Below are 15,519 nucleotides of genomic sequence, written 5' to 3'. Positions count from 1 at the left end.
CTCCTACGTGGTCGAGCAGACCGTGCCCTGCGGCATACGGCCTCGACGTTCGGTGCGTGGTGACTGGGCGGACAGGACTCAGTGAGCGGCGCTGTCCGTCGACGAACGGGCTGCTCGGACCGTGGCGGGGACGACGGCGCCCTCGACATCCGGGTGGCGTTCGACGAAGGCGGTCAGCTCGACGTGGTCAAGGTCGAAGGTACTGCCCGTCGGCAGGGAGTGCACGACTGCTCCCGAGACCAGCAGGGGTGCTCCTCGGCGCGCGTCCGCAGCGTCGGTGATGGCGTTGCGGGCGTTGACGACGAAGATCGATCCGGCGCCGATGACCGACATGACCTTCTCGTTCCGGATCTCCGCGGCGGTGTTCTCGTCGATGCCCATGCCGAGCAGGTTGGGTGAGGCGGCCACCATCGACATGAGCCGCCCGTAGCGGCCGCGCTGGTCGAAGTGCTGGTCGATGATGACGTCCTCGACGAGGCCGAGCCCCGCGGAGATCTGGCTGGCCCGCTGCTTGGGTGTCAGGCCCTCCTCACCGAGCGAGATCATGAACCGGCTCATGATCGAGGCACCGGCTGACGTGCCGGCCACGACCGCCCCGCGCTCGTAGGCGCGGACGACCGCGGCCCCGACGGGAGTGCCGACGATGTTCTGGGCGAGCTTGACCTGGCTGCCACCGGTGATGAAGACGCCGGTCGCGCTGTCGAGCGCCGCCACCATCGCCGAGTCGTCGGAGTCACGCCGCGTCTCGGGGTGGACCACCGAGACCTCCCCGCCCCGCAGACGGGTGAAGACGTCGCGGTAGGACTCTGAGACCTCCTCCGCGAAGGAGGACGCCGTCGGGATGACGACGATGTGCGACCGACGTCCGCCGGCGAGCTTGACGAAGCGCTTGAGCACCACCGAGCGACCGATCCGGTCCTCTGCACCGCCGATGATGAGCAGCGTGCGGCGGACGCCGTCCGGGGTCGGGGCTGCGGACGAGGTGGCCACGGTCTGCATCGCGCCAGCCTAGTGACCGGCGTGTGGGACGGGCGGAGCCAGGGTCGGCGTGCCGTCGTCGAGATCCGCCTCCTCGATCTCCTCGCGCGAGATCCCGAGCAGGTAGAGCACCGAGTCGAGGTAGGGCACGTTGACCGCGGTCTGCGCCTGCTCCTGCACGATCGGCTTGGCGTTGAAGGCGACGCCGAGGCCCGCGACGTCGAGCATGTCGAGGTCGTTGGCGCCGTCCCCGATCGCGACGGTGCGGCTGAGGGGCAGGCCCTCCTGCTCGGCGAACTCCCTCAGGGCGCGGGCCTTTCCGGCGCGGTCGACGACCTCGCCGACGACCCGTCCGGTGAGGTGGCCATCCTCGATCTCGAGCCGGTTGGCGCGGGCATGGTCGATGCCGAGGTCGTCGGCCAGCTCGCCGACGATCTCGATGAAGCCGCCACTCACGAGCCCGACCGTGAAGCCGAGGCGCTTCAGGGTGCGCACGAGCGTGCGAGCTCCAGGGGTGAGCTGGACCGCCTCGCGCACCTCGTCCAGGACCGATGCCGGTAGGCCGGCCAGCGTCGCCACCCGGGCGCGCAGCGACTCCTCGAAGTCGAGCTCTCCGGCCATCGCGCGTGCCGTCACCTCGGCCACCTCGGCCTCCCGTCCGCAGTGCGCGGCGAGCAGCTCGATGACCTCCTGCTGGATCAGCGTCGAGTCGACGTCGAGGACGACGAGACGACGGCCGCGACGCGCCAGGCCACCGGGGGCCACGGCGATGTCGATGCCCTCCGACGTCGCGACGAGCGCAAGCTCGGTCCGCAGGGACGGCACGTCGGCGCCGGAGATGTCGAACTCCACGGTGGTCACCGGGTAGCGCGAGAGCCTGCGGATGCGGTCGATGTTGGCGCCGTGGTCGGCGATGCGCGCGGTGACGAGCGAGACCGCGTCGGCGCTGAGGGGAGCCCCGAGCACGACGACGGCCGCGCGGCCCTGGCGGGAGCGGGCGTTGACGCCGGTGCCCTCGACGACGGTCAGGCTCAGCCCCAGCCGGTGCGCCGCGACGGCTGCGGCGTCACGCAGCTGGTCGACGTGGGTGCCCGGTTGCAGCAGGACGGTGAGGGTGAGGTGACCGTGCACGGCCACCTGCTGGATGTCGAGCACCTCCGCGCCCGCCCCCGACAGCGCCCCCAGGAGCGTCCCCGTCACGCCGGGACGGTCATCGCCCGTCACGGTCACGCTCAGGGTGTGGATGTCCGTTCCGTCGGTTCGGCTCGCGTCGGTCACCCGCGTCAGGGTAGTGAGGGTGCGGGCGCTGGGGCGCCGCCTTCCGGCATACGACCGCTGGTCACGAACGAGGTGAGCCGGGCGGCGCTCATCGGGCGTCGGTGGACGCGTTGACGTCGTCGCGCCACTCGAGCAGGTCGCGCACGCGCGCCAGGTCGGGATTCGCAGCTGCCACGCTCGCGGTGAAGAGCCGGGTGCCGACCTCGTGCAGCGATTGGGCGTTGCTCGCGTAGTCCCCGGACTGGTCCGGGTTGCGCCCGGGCACGAAGGCCACCCCGGCCGACCGCTCGATCTCCAGCGGGTCGCGGCCGCGGCGGGCGCACCACTCGTCGAGCACCCGGTGCTTGTGGGCGATCTGCTCGGGCTCGCCGAAGCCGTGCCAGATGTCGGCGTGCTCCGCGACGATCCGGAGGGTCTTCTTCTCCCCGCCACCGCCGATGAGGATCGGGATGCCACGGGTGGGTGGCGGGTTCAGCCTCGTCCACCGGTCACGGATGACGGGCAGGTCCCGCGCGAGGTCGTCGAGGCGGCCGCCGGCGGTGCCGAACTCGTAGCCGTACGCGTCGTAGTCGAGCTGCTGCCAGCCGGAGCCGATGCCGAGGATGAGCCGGCCGCCGCTCGCGTGGTCGACGGTCCGCGCCATGTCGGCGAGCAGGTTCGGGTTGCGGTAGCTGTTGCAGGTCACGAGGGCGCCGATCTCGACGGACTCGGTGGACTCTGCCCAGGCGCCCAGCATGGTCCAGCACTCGAAGTGCAGGCCCCCGCTGTCGCCGCTCAAGGGATAGAAGTGGTCCCAGTTGAGCAGGACGTCGACGCCCAGCTCCTCGAGCGTCGCGGCCGTCTGCCGGATCTGGGCCCAGGTCGCGTGCTGCGGCGGGATCTGGATGCCGACGCGCGCCGGACGGGGGTCGCCGGCACTGGCCGGGGCCTGCTGGCCCTCGGCCGCGATGGTCTCCTGGCTCATCGGCTGACGACCTGGCCCTTGCCGACGACGACGATGCCGGTGTCGGTCACATGGAAGCCCCGGGCGCGGTCGTGCTCGTGGTCGATGCCGATCTGGCACCCCTCCGGAATGACGACGTTCTTGTCGATGATGGCCCGGCGGATCTGCGCGTGCCGGTTGACCTGGACGTTGTCGAGCAGCACCGACCCCTGGATGCTGGCGTACGAGTGGACGTGCACCAGGGGCGAGAGCACCGACGCGTAGATGTGCGCCCCGGAGACGACGACGCCGGGGGAGACGGCCGAGTTGAGCGCCTCGCCGATGCGGTCGCCGCTGCCGTGCACGAACTTCGCCGGCGGGTAGGGGCTGTGCTGCGTGTAGATGGGCCACTCGTAGTTGTAGAGGTTGAAGACGGGGTGGATCGAGATGAGGTCCATGTGTGCGTCGTAGTAGGACTCGATCGTGCCGACGTCGCGCCAGTACCCGCGGTCGCGATCGGTGGCGCCGGGCACGTCGTTGTCCTTGAAGTCGTAGACGCCGGCCTCGCCGCGGCCGACGAAGTAGGGCACGATGTCGCCGCCCATGTCGTGGCTCGAGTCGGTGTCGCGGTCGGCAGTGACGGCTTCCTCGAGCGCCGACGCCGTGAAGACGTAGTTGCCCATCGACGCCAGCACCTCGTCGGGGTTGTCGGGCAGGCCCTTGGGATCGCTGGGCTTTTCGAGGAAGGCGGCGATCTTCGAGGGGTCGGCGTCGTCGACCTCGATGACGCCGAACTGGTTGGCGAGCGAGATCGGCTGCCGGATGGCCGCCACGGTGCACGCGGCGCCCGACTCGATGTGCTGCTCGACCATGGCGCTGAAGTCCATGCGGTAGACGTGGTCGGCGCCCACGACCACGACGATGTCGGGTCGCTCGTCGTGGATCAGGTTGAGGCTCTGGAAGATCGCGTCGGCGCTGCCGAGGTACCAGTTCTTGTCGACGCGCTGCTGTGCCGGGACGGTCGTCACGTAGTTGCCGAGCAGAACCGACATGCGCCACGTCTTCGTCACGTGCGCGTCGAGGCTGTGCGACTTGTACTGCGTGAGCACGACCACCTGCAGGTAGCCGGAGTTGACGACGTTCGACAACGCCAGGTCGATGAGCCGGTAGATGCCGGCGAACGGCACGGCCGGTTTGGCCCGGTCGGCGGTGAGCGGCATCAACCGCTTGCCCTCACCGCCGGCGAGCACGATCGCGAGGACTTTCGGACCAGCGGCTGGGCTTCGTCGGGCCATGCCGCCACCCTAGGGCAGCCATCGACCGGCCGACAGGCGAGGCGCGCAGGATGGACGTCGCGCGTCCTTCTCGCCGAACCGCGGGCGGCACTAGGGTCGACACGTGCGCGTCGACATCCTCAGCAAGGAGTATCCGCCCGCCATCTACGGAGGCGCGGGGGTGCACGTGGCCGAGCTCGTCCGGGCACTGCGCTCGCGCGGTGACATCGACGTGCAGGTGCGCTGCTTCGGTGCCGTGCGCGACGAGCCGGGGACGACGGCATACGCCGACCTCACGGAGCTCGCCGGCGGCAACGCGGCGATGCAGACGCTCGGCGTCGACGTCAGCATGGCGGGCGACTGCGTCGGCGCGGACCTCGTCCACTCCCACACGTGGTACGCCAACCTGGCCGGCCACCTTGCGTCGGTTCTCGGGGGTATGCCGCACGTCGTGACCGCGCACTCCCTCGAGCCGATGCGGCCGTGGAAGGCGGAGCAGCTCGGTGGTGGCTACCGCGTCTCGTCGTGGGCCGAGCGCACGGCCTACGAGTCGGCTGCCGCCGTGGTCGCCGTGAGCGCGGGGATGCGCGAGGACATCCTGAGGAGCTATCCGTCGCTCGATCCGGTGCGAGTTCACGTGGTGCACAACGGGATCGACGCGCAGCTGTGGTCGGCGGACCGTTCGCCGGCGGCCACCGAGATCGTCCGACGGCACGGCGTCGATCCCGACAGGCGGTCGGTGGTCTTCGTCGGTCGCATCACCCGCCAGAAGGGCCTGCCCTACCTGCTCCGCGCCTGCGCGCAGCTGCCTCCCGACGTCCAGCTCGTCCTCTGCGCAGGAGCCCCCGACACCGCGGAGATCCTTGCCGAGGTCGAGGGCTTGATGCATGATCTGCGGGCGCAGCGAGAGGGTGTCGTCTGGATCCCCGACATGCTGCCCCGCAACGAGGTCGTCGCGCTGCTGAGCCACGGCACCGTCTTCGCCTGCCCGTCCGTCTACGAGCCCCTCGGCATCGTCAACCTCGAGGCGATGGCCTGCGAGCTCGCGGTCGTCGCGACGGCCACCGGGGGAATCCCCGAGGTGGTGGTCCACGACGAGACGGGCTGGCTGGTGCCGATCGAACAGGTCCAGGACGGCACAGGCACCCCCGTCGACCCCGACCGCTTCGTCGCCGACCTTGCGGCGGCGCTGACGGAGGCGGTCTCGGACGTGGACCGCGCCCGTGCCTTCGGCCGCGCCGGCCGAGCCCGTGCCGTGGAGTCCTTCTCATGGGCCTCCATCGGCGACCGCACCCTCGAGGTCTATCGGTCCGTGCTCGACGCCTGAGGCCGACGAGCACCCGTCAGCCGATGAGGCGACCCGTCAGCGAGTAGGGCACCCCGACGAGGTCGGCCGCCGCTCCGAGGATGCGGCCGAGCAGCTCTGGGGGCTCCGGGTAGTCGGGCCCGAGCGCCTTGAGGTAGGCGTCGTGGGCGGACAGCGACGCCACAGCGGCGTCGAAGTGGTCCGAGACGTCGACGAAGTGCGTCGGCTGCGGGTCGGCGACGACGAGCAGCCGGGGGACCTGCCACGGTTCGTGGCCCTCGTCGAGCAGGTCGCGGAAGATCCACCGGTTGCCCGCGTCGGCCCTGGCGTCGACGACGGCGAGGCCCACGGCCCGGTGGTCGGCCTGGTTGACGAAGCCACCCGGGAAGTGGTCGGCATACGTGGCCGTGACGACCAGGTCGGGCTGACGGACCCGGATCTCGCGGGCGATCGCCCGACGCAATGGGAGACCGAACTCGACGACGCCGTCGCTGAACCCGTCGAGGAACTCCACGACGTCGACCCCGACCCTGGCCGCACCGTCACGCTCCTCCTGCTCGCGCAGCGGCCCGGCCTCCTCCGGCGGCATGGTGTCGATGCCGGCCTCGCCACGCGTCGCCAGCAGGTAGGTCACGCTCTTGCCCGCCCGAACCCACCTGTCGACCGCGGCCGCGGTGCCGTACTCCAGGTCGTCCGGGTGCGCGACGACGCACAGGACCGTCTCGAAGGTGCTCTCGTCAAGGGGCTGCAGCAGGGGCTCGTCCGTCATGGACCCAATCTAGGGTTGCTTGGCGAAGTCCCGAGCGGATGTGACGATGGACAGATGCTGACCATCGAGCTCGCCCGTCGGCTCACCGATGCCGGCCTCACCTGGGAACCGGTCTCCGGTGACCGTTTCGTCGTGCCCGTCGACGGGATGGAGGAGGAGGTCTTCGTGATCAGCGAGATCACGGTCGACGTCCACCACTTCACCACCGGAGACGTCATCGGCTTCAACGGCACCACGGAGTGGGCCCTCGACAGCGTCGAGCAGGACAAGGTCGTCTGGTTGCCTCGCGAGGACCAGCTGCGTGACCTGCTGGGCGAGTCGTTCGTCTCGCTCGAACAGCTCGACGGAGGGTATGCCGTGTCGGTCCTCCTGCAGCACGGCGCGGTCGAGCGGCAGGTCGACATCGACGCCGAGCGCGCGTACGCCCGCGCGCTGCTGGCGCGACTCGGATCCACTACAGCCTGAGGCCGATCCCCGCGCGAGGTCAGGCCGGGCGCCAGCCCGCGATCGACATCACCGCGATGTTCGTGGCGTCGGCCAGGGCCGTGTCCGCGTCGGCGGCGAGGTCGCGGAGCAGCCGGGAGCGGTTGGCGGCCGTGCCGGCGTCGAGCCCACCCGAGCCGAGTGAGGTGAGGCTCTCGGTGCGGTGCGCCACACGGGAGAGGTTGGCCGCGAGGGCCATGATGCGCAGGGCCCGGCCAGAGGTGGCGGTCGGGATGCCCCACAGGGCGGTGTCGAGGTCGAGGTGTGCCTCGGCCCGTGCCTCCTGTCCCCAGGGCTGGCCGCCGACCTGCTCGAAGCGCACGGTGTGCTCACGCAGCCGTGTCATCAGGTCGCGCTCGATCTGTCGCAGGTCGAGCATCTCCATGCGGTGGCGCGGCACTGGATCCGCCTCGTACGCGGTCCAGTCCGCGCGGACCCCGAGGTCCCCCTCAGGACCGAACTGCGAGAGCGTCGGCACCAGGACGCCGCCGATGCCGGCGACGAAGACGCACTCGCCCGCGTCCGCCGCGTGCGCCGTGGCCGCTCCCGAGCCCCGCGGCATACGACTGATGTCACCGGGGCGGGGAAGGGCGACGAAGAGCGCCCGCTCGCCGAGGTCACACCAGAGGTCCAGTCGCGCAAGGTCCCCCGCCACGTGGTCGAGGTCGGGGAAGGCGCGCCGCAGGGCGTCCGCGGTGCCGAGGTCGCCGCGCCAGGAGGCGGTCACCCAGAGCGCGAGTCGGACGGACGCAGGGAGCTCGGACACCTCGCCATCGTAGGGGGCGCCGCATCGGCGAGCCGCCGGGCCGTGTCATAGGGTCGGTCCATGAGCGACGTCCTCGCCTTCGCCGGAGTCACCGTCCGCCGCGGTGCCTCGACGCTGCTCGACGACATCACCTGGGAGGTGGAGGAGGGCGAGCGCTGGGTCGTGCTGGGCGCCAACGGCGCCGGCAAGACGACCCTGCTGCAGATCGCCGCCGCGCGCCTCCACCCGACCACCGGCGTCGCCGGGATCCTCGGCGAGGTGCTCGGGGCGGTCGACGTCTTCGAGCTGCGGCCGCGCATCGGCCTCGCGAGCTCGTCGATGGCGGAGCGCATCCCGGGCGACGAGCTCGTCGGAAACGTCGTGGTCACCGCGTCCTACGGCATCATCGGCCGCTGGCGCGAGACGTACGACCACGTGGACTACGTCCGCGCGATGGAGCTGCTGAAGGCGCTCGGCGCGGACCACCTGGCGGACCGGTCCTACGGCACCCTCAGCGAGGGGGAGCGCAAGCGCATCCAGATCGCGCGGGCACTGATGACCGACCCGGAGCTCATGCTCCTCGACGAGCCTGCCGCGGGTCTCGACCTCGGCGGACGCGAGGACCTCGTGCGCCGCCTCGGCGACCTGGCCGCCGACACGGAGGCCCCCGCGATGGTGCTCGTCACCCACCACGTCGAGGAGATCCCGCCGTCGTTCACCGACGTCCTCATGATCCGCGACGGCAAGGTCGTCGCCGCGGGACCCATCCCGGTCACACTCACCGCCGACAACCTGAGCGCCACCTTCGGGCTCCCGCTCGTCCTCGAGCAGCACGGTGAGCGGTGGACCGCTCGGGCCGAGTCCTGATCGAAACGTTCCCTCGTGCACCGATCCGTAGGTCGGGGCAGGGAACTAAGGCAGAATCGAAAACGTCACAGGAGTGACGGACGGGACGTCGGCGTCCATCGTCGGCTCGACGAAGGCAGGGTGGGTCACGTGTTCGAGGGGCACGCGTGGATGGTGTGGCTCGCGGTGGCTCTCGTCCTCGTCGCCATCGAGACGGTCACGGCCGACTTCACCTTCCTCATGCTCGCCGGTGGCGCGGTGGGAGCCTCCGTCGCTGCAGCCTTCGGCGCCACTCCCGCCGTGCAGGCGATCGTCGCGGCCCTCGTCGCCGTGGCGCTGCTCGCGATCGTGCGTCCCTGGCTCAAGAGACGGCTGTCGGCCAGCACACCCCAACAGCTCATGGGCGCGGCCGCCCACGTCGGCCGCTCGGCTGTCGCCATCGACCGGGTCAACCCGGCCGGGGGCCGGGTCAAGCTCTCGGGCGAGACCTGGTCGGCGCGCACCCTCGGTGACGACATCGAGCCCGGCGAGGAGGTCGTCGTCGACTCCATCGAGGGCGCCACGGCCATCGTGCGCCGTGCCCACATCGTGGGGGGCTGAGTCGACCACCGCCGCCCCCCACCGTGCCGGCGCTGCACCGCCGCCACCGCACTGACACCACCGAACCACCGAACCACCGAACGGGCCGACCGGTCCGTTCGCACGTACCGTGCTTCCTCGGGGGAGCACGGACCACACAGGAGAAGGTCGAGAAGGTCGTGGACCCGGTTTACATCATTCCGATACTCATCGTGATCGTGGCACTCGTCATCGTCGTGCGCACGGTGCGCATCGTGCCCCAGCAGACGGCACAGATCGTCGAGCGGCTCGGCGGCTACAACAAGACCCTGACGGCAGGCATCCACTTCCTGATCCCGTTCGTCGACAAGGTGCGTGCCAACATCGACCTACGTGAGCAGGTCGTCACCTTCCCGCCGCAGCCAGTCATCACCAGCGACAACCTCGTCGTCAACATCGACACCGTCATCTACTACTCCGTGACCGACGCCAAGGCCGCCGTCTACGAGATCGCCAACTTCATCCAGGGCATCGAGCAGCTGACGGTCACGACTCTGCGCAACGTCATCGGCTCGCTCGACCTCGAGCAGGCCCTGACGAGCCGCGACCAGATCAACGGCCAGCTGCGAGGTGTCCTCGACGAGGCCACCGGCAACTGGGGGATCCGGGTCAACCGCGTCGAGCTCAAGGCGATCGACCCGCCCCACTCCGTGCAGGAGACGATGGAGAAGCAGATGCGCGCGGAGCGTGACCGCCGTGCCGCCATCCTCACGGCCGAGGGCTTCAAGCAGTCGGCGATCCTCACCGCAGAGGGTGAGAAGCAGAGCCAGATCCTGCGTGCCGAGGGTTCCGCCCAGGCCCGCATCCTGGAGGCACAAGGCCAGGCACGTGCCATCCAGCAGGTCTTCGCCGCGATCCACCGCGGCAAGCCGACGCAGAAGCTGCTCGCCTACCAGTACCTCCAGGTGCTGCCCCAGCTCGCGCGCGGTGACTCCAACAAGATGTGGATCGTCCCCTCGGAGCTGACCGACGCTCTCAAGGGCATCGGCAACGCGCTCGGCGGCAGTGAGCAGGGCCAGATGGGCAACGGCGACGAAGACCAGTGGGTCGACAACGGCGACGCCGTCGACGACGCCTTCGCCGAGACGCTGCTCGAGGACCCGGCCAAGGCCCTCGCCGAGGCCCGCGGCGAGGCGGCTGCCCTCAGCGCCGAGTCGACGGAGCACTCCAACCCCGCGGGTCGGGCGCAGCAATCCGTCCCCCCGGCCGGTGCCGAGATGGCTCCGCCCCCCATGACGGCGCCCCCCGTGCCTCCCGTCGATCCTCCGGTCGACCTCGGTGGGGGCATGCCGGGCGCGATGACCGACGCACCGCCGGAGCCGCCCGCGTCACGCTGACGGACACCGCCTGAAGACACCCGGTCGCCCTCTGTAGGGTGACCGGGTGTCTTTCTGGTCCGGGGTCGCCGTCGCGCTGGCCGGGACCGGTGCCGGCATCATCAACACGATCGTCGGGTCGGGCACCCTGATCACCTTCCCGACGCTCCTCTTCTTCGGCGTCAACCCGCTCGTGGCGAACGTCTCCAACAACATCGGGCTGGTCGCGGGCGGTGTGACGGGGGCCTGGGGCTACCGGCAGGAGCTCGACGGACAGGCCCGCACGCTGCGGCGGCTCGCGCCCCTGTCGTTCGTCGGCTCGGTCGTCGGCGCCACGCTCCTGCTGGTGCTGCCGGCGGCGGCCTTCCGCGCGATCGTCCCGGTCCTCATCCTCATCGCCCTGGTGCTGGTGGTCGCCGGTCCGCGCATCCAGGCGCACGCGCATCCCCAGGGCGAGCACGTGCGGGCGCCGCGCTGGCACACGCCGGCCATCGCCGTGGGCGTCTTCGTCGCAGGCGTCTACGGGGGCTACTTCGGCGCAGCGCAGGGCGTCCTGCTCATGGGCCTGTTCAGCGCCCTCAGCCTGGAGCCCCTGCAGCGCCTCAACGGCTACAAGAACGTGCTGTCACTGATCGTCAACTTCGTGGCGGCGACCGTCTTCGTGCTGTTCGCCCGGGACGACATCGACTGGCTCATCGTCGTGCTCATCGGCGCCGGCGCCTTCGTCGGCGGCATCATCGGGGCGCGGGTGGGTCGGCGCATCCCGCCCGGCGTGCTCCGCGCCCTCATCATCGCCATCGGACTCGTGGCGGTCGGCAAGCTCGTCTGGTTCCCCTGACGGTGCACCCCGAGGCAGCGGCCCACGGCCGGCGCCGTCGGGGGCGAGCCGGAACGCCGACTAGCCTGTCGGGCGTGCCGATCGAGATCAGCGACCCCACCGACCCCCGGCTGGCCGACTACGTCTCCCTGACCGACGTCGTCCTCCGGCGCCGGACGGAGCCCGAGCGGGGCCTCTACATCGCCGAGAGCCAGAAGGTCATCCGGCGTGCCCTCCGGGCCGGTCACCGGCCGCGGTCCTACCTCATGGCCAGGCGCTGGCTGGACGACCTCTCCGACATCGTGGACGACGCCGAGCAGGCCGGGGTGCCGGTGTACTTCGGTGACCACGACGTCATCGAGCAGCTCACCGGCTTCCACCTGCACCGGGGCGCCCTGGCCGCCATGCAGCGCCCGGTGCTGCCGAGCCCCGAGTCGCTGCTCGAGGGCTCGCGGCGCGTCATCGTGCTCGAGGACGTCGTGGACCACACGAACGTCGGCGCGATCTTCCGCTCGGCGGCCGCGCTGGGGGTCGACGCGGTCCTGATCACGCCGCGCTGCGCCGACCCGCTCTACCGGCGCTCCATCCGGGTGTCCATGGGGACCGTCTTCCAGGTGCCCTGGACGCGGATCGACCCGTGGCCGCAGGGGATGGGGCTGCTGCACGACGCCGGCCTGACCGTGGCAGCGATGGCACTGTCCGACGACTCGGTGTCGCTCGACGACCTCGAGGCGCAGCCGCCAGCCAGGCTGGCGCTCGTCGTCGGCGCCGAGGGCGACGGGCTGTCCCACCGGACGGTCGCCGACGCCGACCTCACCCTGCGGATCCCGATGGCCGGTGGGGTCGACTCGCTCAACGTCGCGGCGGCGAGTGCCGTCGCGATGTGGGCGCTGCGTTCTCGCGGCGACGCCCGACCCGTCTGAGCGTCGGCGTCAGGTGCGGACGAGCCGGTCGAGCAGACGCTCGAGCTCGACCGCCGGGTCGTCGCAGAGCCCGCCGTGGACGGGCCCCGGCTGCACGACCGTGGAGCGTGGGGCGATGATCCACCCGAAGCGCTGCCCCGGCTTGTCGAGGGTCGGCAGGCCACGGCCCGTCTCGCCACGGCACACGGCACGGACCCGTTCCAGCATCGAGCGCACGCCGTCGAGGTCGCACGTCGGCCCGAGCGCCGCGGCCCGGGACTCGTCGAGCTCCCAGGCGGCGTCGAGGAACTCCGCGTCCTGGGAGTAGAGCACGACCCCGACGTTGATGAACTCCTCGCGGTCGACGCGCGGCACCAGGCGCAGTAGGACGTACTGGTACGCGTTCACGCCGCTACCTCCCGCGGCAGCCAGGTGAGCGGGCCGTCGAGCCGGGCGCGCAGCATGGAGGCGTATGCCGTCCGCACCGCGGGCGCGTCGGCGAGGTGGGGCGTCGTCTCGATCCACTCCTGCGGCACCTCCGCGACGACGGCGTCGACGGCCTCGGGCGTGAGCCGCGCTGCAAGCTCGTCGTGTCGACGCGCCACGTCTCCGGCGACGTCACGCAGGACGTGGCGGCTCGCGTCGAACGGCTGCGCGGCGAAGCGCTCGGGCGCGGGCGCCCGACTGGGCCACGAGTGGTGGAAGTAGAGCGCCGCCCCGTGGTCGATGGCCCACGTCCGGCCGTGCCAGACGAGGAGGTTGGGGTTGGACCACGTACGGTCGACGTTGGCCGTCACCGCGTCGAGCCACAGGATCCGCTCGGCGAGGTCGGGGTCGGGCGGTCGGGAGCCGTCGTAGCCCAGCGACCCGGGCAGGAAGTCGACGCCGAGGTTCGTGCCCACCGACGCGGTCAGCAGGTCCTGGACCTCCTCGTCGGCCTCGTACTTCGCGATCCGCGGGTCGAGCCGGATGACGGCCAGATCGGGGACGGGGACCTCCAGCAGCCGCGCGAGGCCGGCGACGAGCACCTCGGCCACGAGGACCTTGAGTCCTTGCCCGGCGCCACGGAACTTCAGCACGTAGGTGCCGTCGTCGTCGGCCTCGACGATGCCCGGGAGCGAGCCGCCCTCCTTGAGCGGCGTCACGTAGCGGGTGGCGGTCAGCTCGGGCAGCACGCCCGTCAGCCTAGTGGGCACTCGTGGTCGAGCACGGTGGCCCGCGACCAGAGGCGGCCCAGCAGCAGCGCCGTCGTGCCGTAGAGGCAGGCGAAGAGCAGAAGCGGCCACCACGCGAGGCCGCTCGCCGGCAGGACCACCGCCCCCAGCGCGGCCGCCGCCACCATGCCGGCGTTGTAGACGACGTCGTAGGCCGAGAAGGCGCGGCCCAGCAGGTGGTCCTCGACGTGCGCCTGCATGAGCGAGTCGACGGTGATCTTGACGCACTGGGAGGTGAAGGCGACGACGAAGCCGACCACGACGATGCTCCAGGGGGCCAGGAAGAACCCCAGCGCCGCGCAGACCAGCGCGCCGAGCGCGAGCATCCGGGCGGCATACCGGATCGCCGACAGGCGCGGCGCCAGCCATGGGGTGACGAAGGCGGCGGAGGCGAAGCCGACGGCGGAGGCGCCGGCGGCGATACCGAACCCCATCGGGCCGTGGCCACCCTCGAACGGCCCACGGAAGAGCAGCAGGGTCTGGAGCAGCAGGAAGCCGAACGGGACGCGAGTGACGAAGACGAGCCCGAGCAGCAGCCAGGCGCGTCGGGGGAGGGTGTGCACGGCCTCGACGAGACCCGTGACCACCGAACGCGTGATCTGCCCCACCGAGGGCGAGTCGCTCGTGTCGTCCGGGCCTATGAAGGGCAGCCGGGCGGCTGCCCAGGCGGCAAGGAGCACCCCAGCGGCCGCGAGGAACACGTCGAGGATGTCGCTGCCGCCGAGGGCGCGCACACCGGTGCCCACGGCGCCGCCGAGCAGGTAGGCCAGTGAGCCGCAGGTGGGGGCGACGGAGTTCGCGCTGACGAGAGCCTCACGCGGCACGACGTGGGGCATCCCCGAGGAGAGCCCGGCCAGGATGAATCTGTTGACCGAGAAGACGAGCAGGACGAGCCCGTAGAAGACAGGGCCAGTCCCGGAGCTCGTGACCAGGACGGCCACGCCCAGCATCGCAGCGCCCCGGATCAGCTGGCTCACGACGATGACGCGGCGCCTGGGCCACCGGTCGAGGAGCACGCCGACGAACGGTCCGAGGGCGGTGTAGGGCAGCAGCACGACGGCGAAACCGATCGCGATGCCGCGGGCGTCGGCCGCCTGCTCGGGGTTGAACAGGACGTGGCTGGCGAGCGCGACCTGGAAGATCCCGTCGCTGAAGGACGACGTGACCCGGCTGACGAAGAGCCGTCGGAAGCCGCGTCCCCGGAGCAGCGTCCAGAGAGCGCGCAGGAAGGTCACGCGGCACAGCGTACGGTCAGCGACCTCCGGCCGACGGCAGCACCGGTTCGGGCTCGGGCTCCGGGGTGTCAGAGGCGGGCAGCCCGGCCGCGACGCGGGCGATCGTCGGCAGGGCCGCCGCCAGCCGGGCCAGCTCGTCCGCGGGAAGCGCGGCCAACGCCGCAGCAGTGCCCTGGGCCCTGCGGTCACGCCACTGCTCGAGACCCGCCCTGGCCGAGGGGGTGAGGTGGAGCCGCGCGACCCGGCGGTCGGTCGTGTCCCGCTCGCGGACGAGGACCGCCAAAGCAATCAGCTGACCGACGAGGGTCGACACGGTGTTGGGTGCGAGCCCCAGCACCCGAGCCGCCTCGGCCACCGTGATCCCCGGGTTGCGGCGCACGACGCGCACCAGCTCGAGCTGGGCGCCGGACAGGGCGAGCTCGGGGAGCGGGACGCCGACCAGGCGCCGGGAGCGGCGCCGCAGCAGCCCGATGACGTCATAGAGGTCGTCCACCAGCTCGGCCACGTTCTCGTCGCTCACGCTCGAAGGGTACGGGGGCTGCCGGACCGAGGGCCAGAGGCAGGCGCGGTCAAGCCCACGAGACATCGGTCCAGACGGACGAGAAGACCCCCGGGCTCCTGACCTGCAGGATCCCGGGGGTCTTGTGGTGTCGAGGGGGGGACTTGAACCCCCACGCCCGTTAAGGGCACTAGCACCTCAAGCTAGCGCGTCTGCCATTCCGCCACCCCGACAAGGTGTCAACAAGGGGCTCCGAGGATCCCTTGCGGCGAGGCGAAACGTTACACGTGGCCCGACCAAAAGACCAAACGGACGGG

Annotated in this window: 17 protein-coding genes and 1 tRNA gene; 7 read left to right on the top strand and 11 right to left on the bottom strand. The window is 71.2% G+C overall.

Annotation, left to right across the window (positions count from 1 at the left end; genetic code table 11):
- Positions 1-78 precede the first annotated feature (78 nt).
- From AC3WRT_RS10145 to glgC, 4 genes are all read right to left on the bottom strand, one after another.
- Positions 79-999 carry a cyanophycinase gene (locus AC3WRT_RS10145; RefSeq protein WP_492721477.1) on the bottom strand — a complete coding sequence of 307 codons (921 nt, stop codon included), beginning with the start codon at positions 997-999 and terminating at the stop codon, positions 79-81.
- 9 nt (positions 1,000-1,008) lie between these two features.
- Positions 1,009-2,256, bottom strand: a complete 1,248-nt coding sequence (gene serB / locus AC3WRT_RS10140) for a phosphoserine phosphatase SerB (RefSeq protein WP_492721475.1) — start codon at positions 2,254-2,256, stop codon at positions 1,009-1,011.
- An 88-nt stretch (positions 2,257-2,344) separates the two neighbouring features.
- The gene (locus AC3WRT_RS10135; protein WP_492721473.1) at positions 2,345-3,220 is read right to left on the bottom strand and encodes an LLM class F420-dependent oxidoreductase; all 876 of its coding nucleotides are present in this window, start codon (positions 3,218-3,220) and stop codon (positions 2,345-2,347) included.
- Positions 3,217-4,473, bottom strand: a complete 1,257-nt coding sequence (gene glgC, locus AC3WRT_RS10130; protein ID WP_492721472.1) for a glucose-1-phosphate adenylyltransferase — start codon at positions 4,471-4,473, stop codon at positions 3,217-3,219. The genes AC3WRT_RS10135 and glgC overlap by 4 nt, the downstream gene beginning before the upstream one ends.
- Before the next feature lie 103 nt (positions 4,474-4,576).
- On the opposite strand from glgC, the gene glgA reads away from it, so the two are divergent.
- A complete protein-coding gene (glgA, locus tag AC3WRT_RS10125) occupies positions 4,577-5,779 on the top strand; it encodes a glycogen synthase (protein WP_492721470.1) in 1,203 nt (400 codons plus the stop codon).
- 16 nt (positions 5,780-5,795) lie between these two features.
- Here the strand turns inward: glgA and AC3WRT_RS10120 are convergent, their stop codons facing one another.
- Complete coding sequence (locus tag AC3WRT_RS10120) at positions 5,796-6,527, bottom strand: PIG-L deacetylase family protein (protein ID WP_492721468.1); 732 nt, start codon at positions 6,525-6,527, stop codon at positions 5,796-5,798.
- Positions 6,528-6,581: 54 nt separating this feature from the next.
- On the opposite strand from AC3WRT_RS10120, the gene AC3WRT_RS10115 reads away from it, so the two are divergent.
- The gene (locus tag AC3WRT_RS10115) at positions 6,582-6,992 is read left to right on the top strand and encodes a pilus assembly protein CpaE (protein WP_492721466.1); all 411 of its coding nucleotides are present in this window, start codon (positions 6,582-6,584) and stop codon (positions 6,990-6,992) included.
- A gap of 19 nt (positions 6,993-7,011) precedes the next feature.
- On the opposite strand, the gene AC3WRT_RS10110 is transcribed toward AC3WRT_RS10115, so the two are convergent.
- Complete coding sequence (locus AC3WRT_RS10110) at positions 7,012-7,776, bottom strand: Rv1486c family protein (RefSeq protein WP_492721464.1); 765 nt, start codon at positions 7,774-7,776, stop codon at positions 7,012-7,014.
- Positions 7,777-7,836: 60 nt separating this feature from the next.
- Here AC3WRT_RS10110 and AC3WRT_RS10105 point away from each other — a divergent pair, with 60 nt between their 5' ends.
- The 5 genes from AC3WRT_RS10105 (at position 7,837) to AC3WRT_RS10085 (ending at position 12,275) form a co-directional block, all read left to right on the top strand.
- Positions 7,837-8,622, top strand: coding sequence for an ABC transporter ATP-binding protein (locus AC3WRT_RS10105; protein WP_492721462.1), 786 nt, complete (start codon positions 7,837-7,839; stop codon positions 8,620-8,622).
- Between the two features lie 129 nt (positions 8,623-8,751).
- Positions 8,752-9,201 carry an NfeD family protein gene (locus tag AC3WRT_RS10100; protein WP_492721460.1) on the top strand — a complete coding sequence of 150 codons (450 nt, stop codon included), beginning with the start codon at positions 8,752-8,754 and terminating at the stop codon, positions 9,199-9,201.
- Between the two features lie 158 nt (positions 9,202-9,359).
- A complete protein-coding gene (locus AC3WRT_RS10095; protein WP_492721459.1) occupies positions 9,360-10,556 on the top strand; it encodes an SPFH domain-containing protein in 1,197 nt (398 codons plus the stop codon).
- A gap of 46 nt (positions 10,557-10,602) precedes the next feature.
- A complete protein-coding gene (locus AC3WRT_RS10090; RefSeq protein ID WP_492721457.1) occupies positions 10,603-11,373 on the top strand; it encodes a sulfite exporter TauE/SafE family protein in 771 nt (256 codons plus the stop codon).
- A gap of 74 nt (positions 11,374-11,447) precedes the next feature.
- On the top strand, positions 11,448-12,275 hold the full coding sequence (locus AC3WRT_RS10085) for a TrmH family RNA methyltransferase (RefSeq protein WP_492721455.1): 828 nt from the start codon (positions 11,448-11,450) through the stop codon (positions 12,273-12,275).
- Between the two features lie 9 nt (positions 12,276-12,284).
- On the opposite strand, the gene AC3WRT_RS10080 is transcribed toward AC3WRT_RS10085, so the two are convergent.
- From AC3WRT_RS10080 to AC3WRT_RS10060, 5 genes are all read right to left on the bottom strand, one after another.
- Complete coding sequence (locus AC3WRT_RS10080; RefSeq protein ID WP_492721454.1) at positions 12,285-12,662, bottom strand: DUF3037 domain-containing protein; 378 nt, start codon at positions 12,660-12,662, stop codon at positions 12,285-12,287.
- Positions 12,659-13,429, bottom strand: a complete 771-nt coding sequence (locus AC3WRT_RS10075) for a HipA family kinase (protein ID WP_492721452.1) — start codon at positions 13,427-13,429, stop codon at positions 12,659-12,661. The genes AC3WRT_RS10080 and AC3WRT_RS10075 overlap by 4 nt, the downstream gene beginning before the upstream one ends.
- 5 nt (positions 13,430-13,434) lie before the next feature.
- The gene (locus AC3WRT_RS10070) at positions 13,435-14,703 is read right to left on the bottom strand and encodes an MFS transporter (RefSeq protein WP_492721450.1); all 1,269 of its coding nucleotides are present in this window, start codon (positions 14,701-14,703) and stop codon (positions 13,435-13,437) included.
- Between the two features lie 16 nt (positions 14,704-14,719).
- The gene (locus AC3WRT_RS10065) at positions 14,720-15,223 is read right to left on the bottom strand and encodes a MarR family winged helix-turn-helix transcriptional regulator (protein WP_492721448.1); all 504 of its coding nucleotides are present in this window, start codon (positions 15,221-15,223) and stop codon (positions 14,720-14,722) included.
- A 125-nt stretch (positions 15,224-15,348) separates the two neighbouring features.
- Positions 15,349-15,435: transfer RNA gene (locus tag AC3WRT_RS10060), tRNA-Leu, on the bottom strand.
- Positions 15,436-15,519: the final 84 nt, after the last annotated feature.

Source organism: Terrabacter sp. FW104-15G4B, from assembly GCF_058790095.1.
Note: the sequence above shows the minus strand (reverse complement) of the source record. Positions and strands in the feature narration are given on the sequence as shown.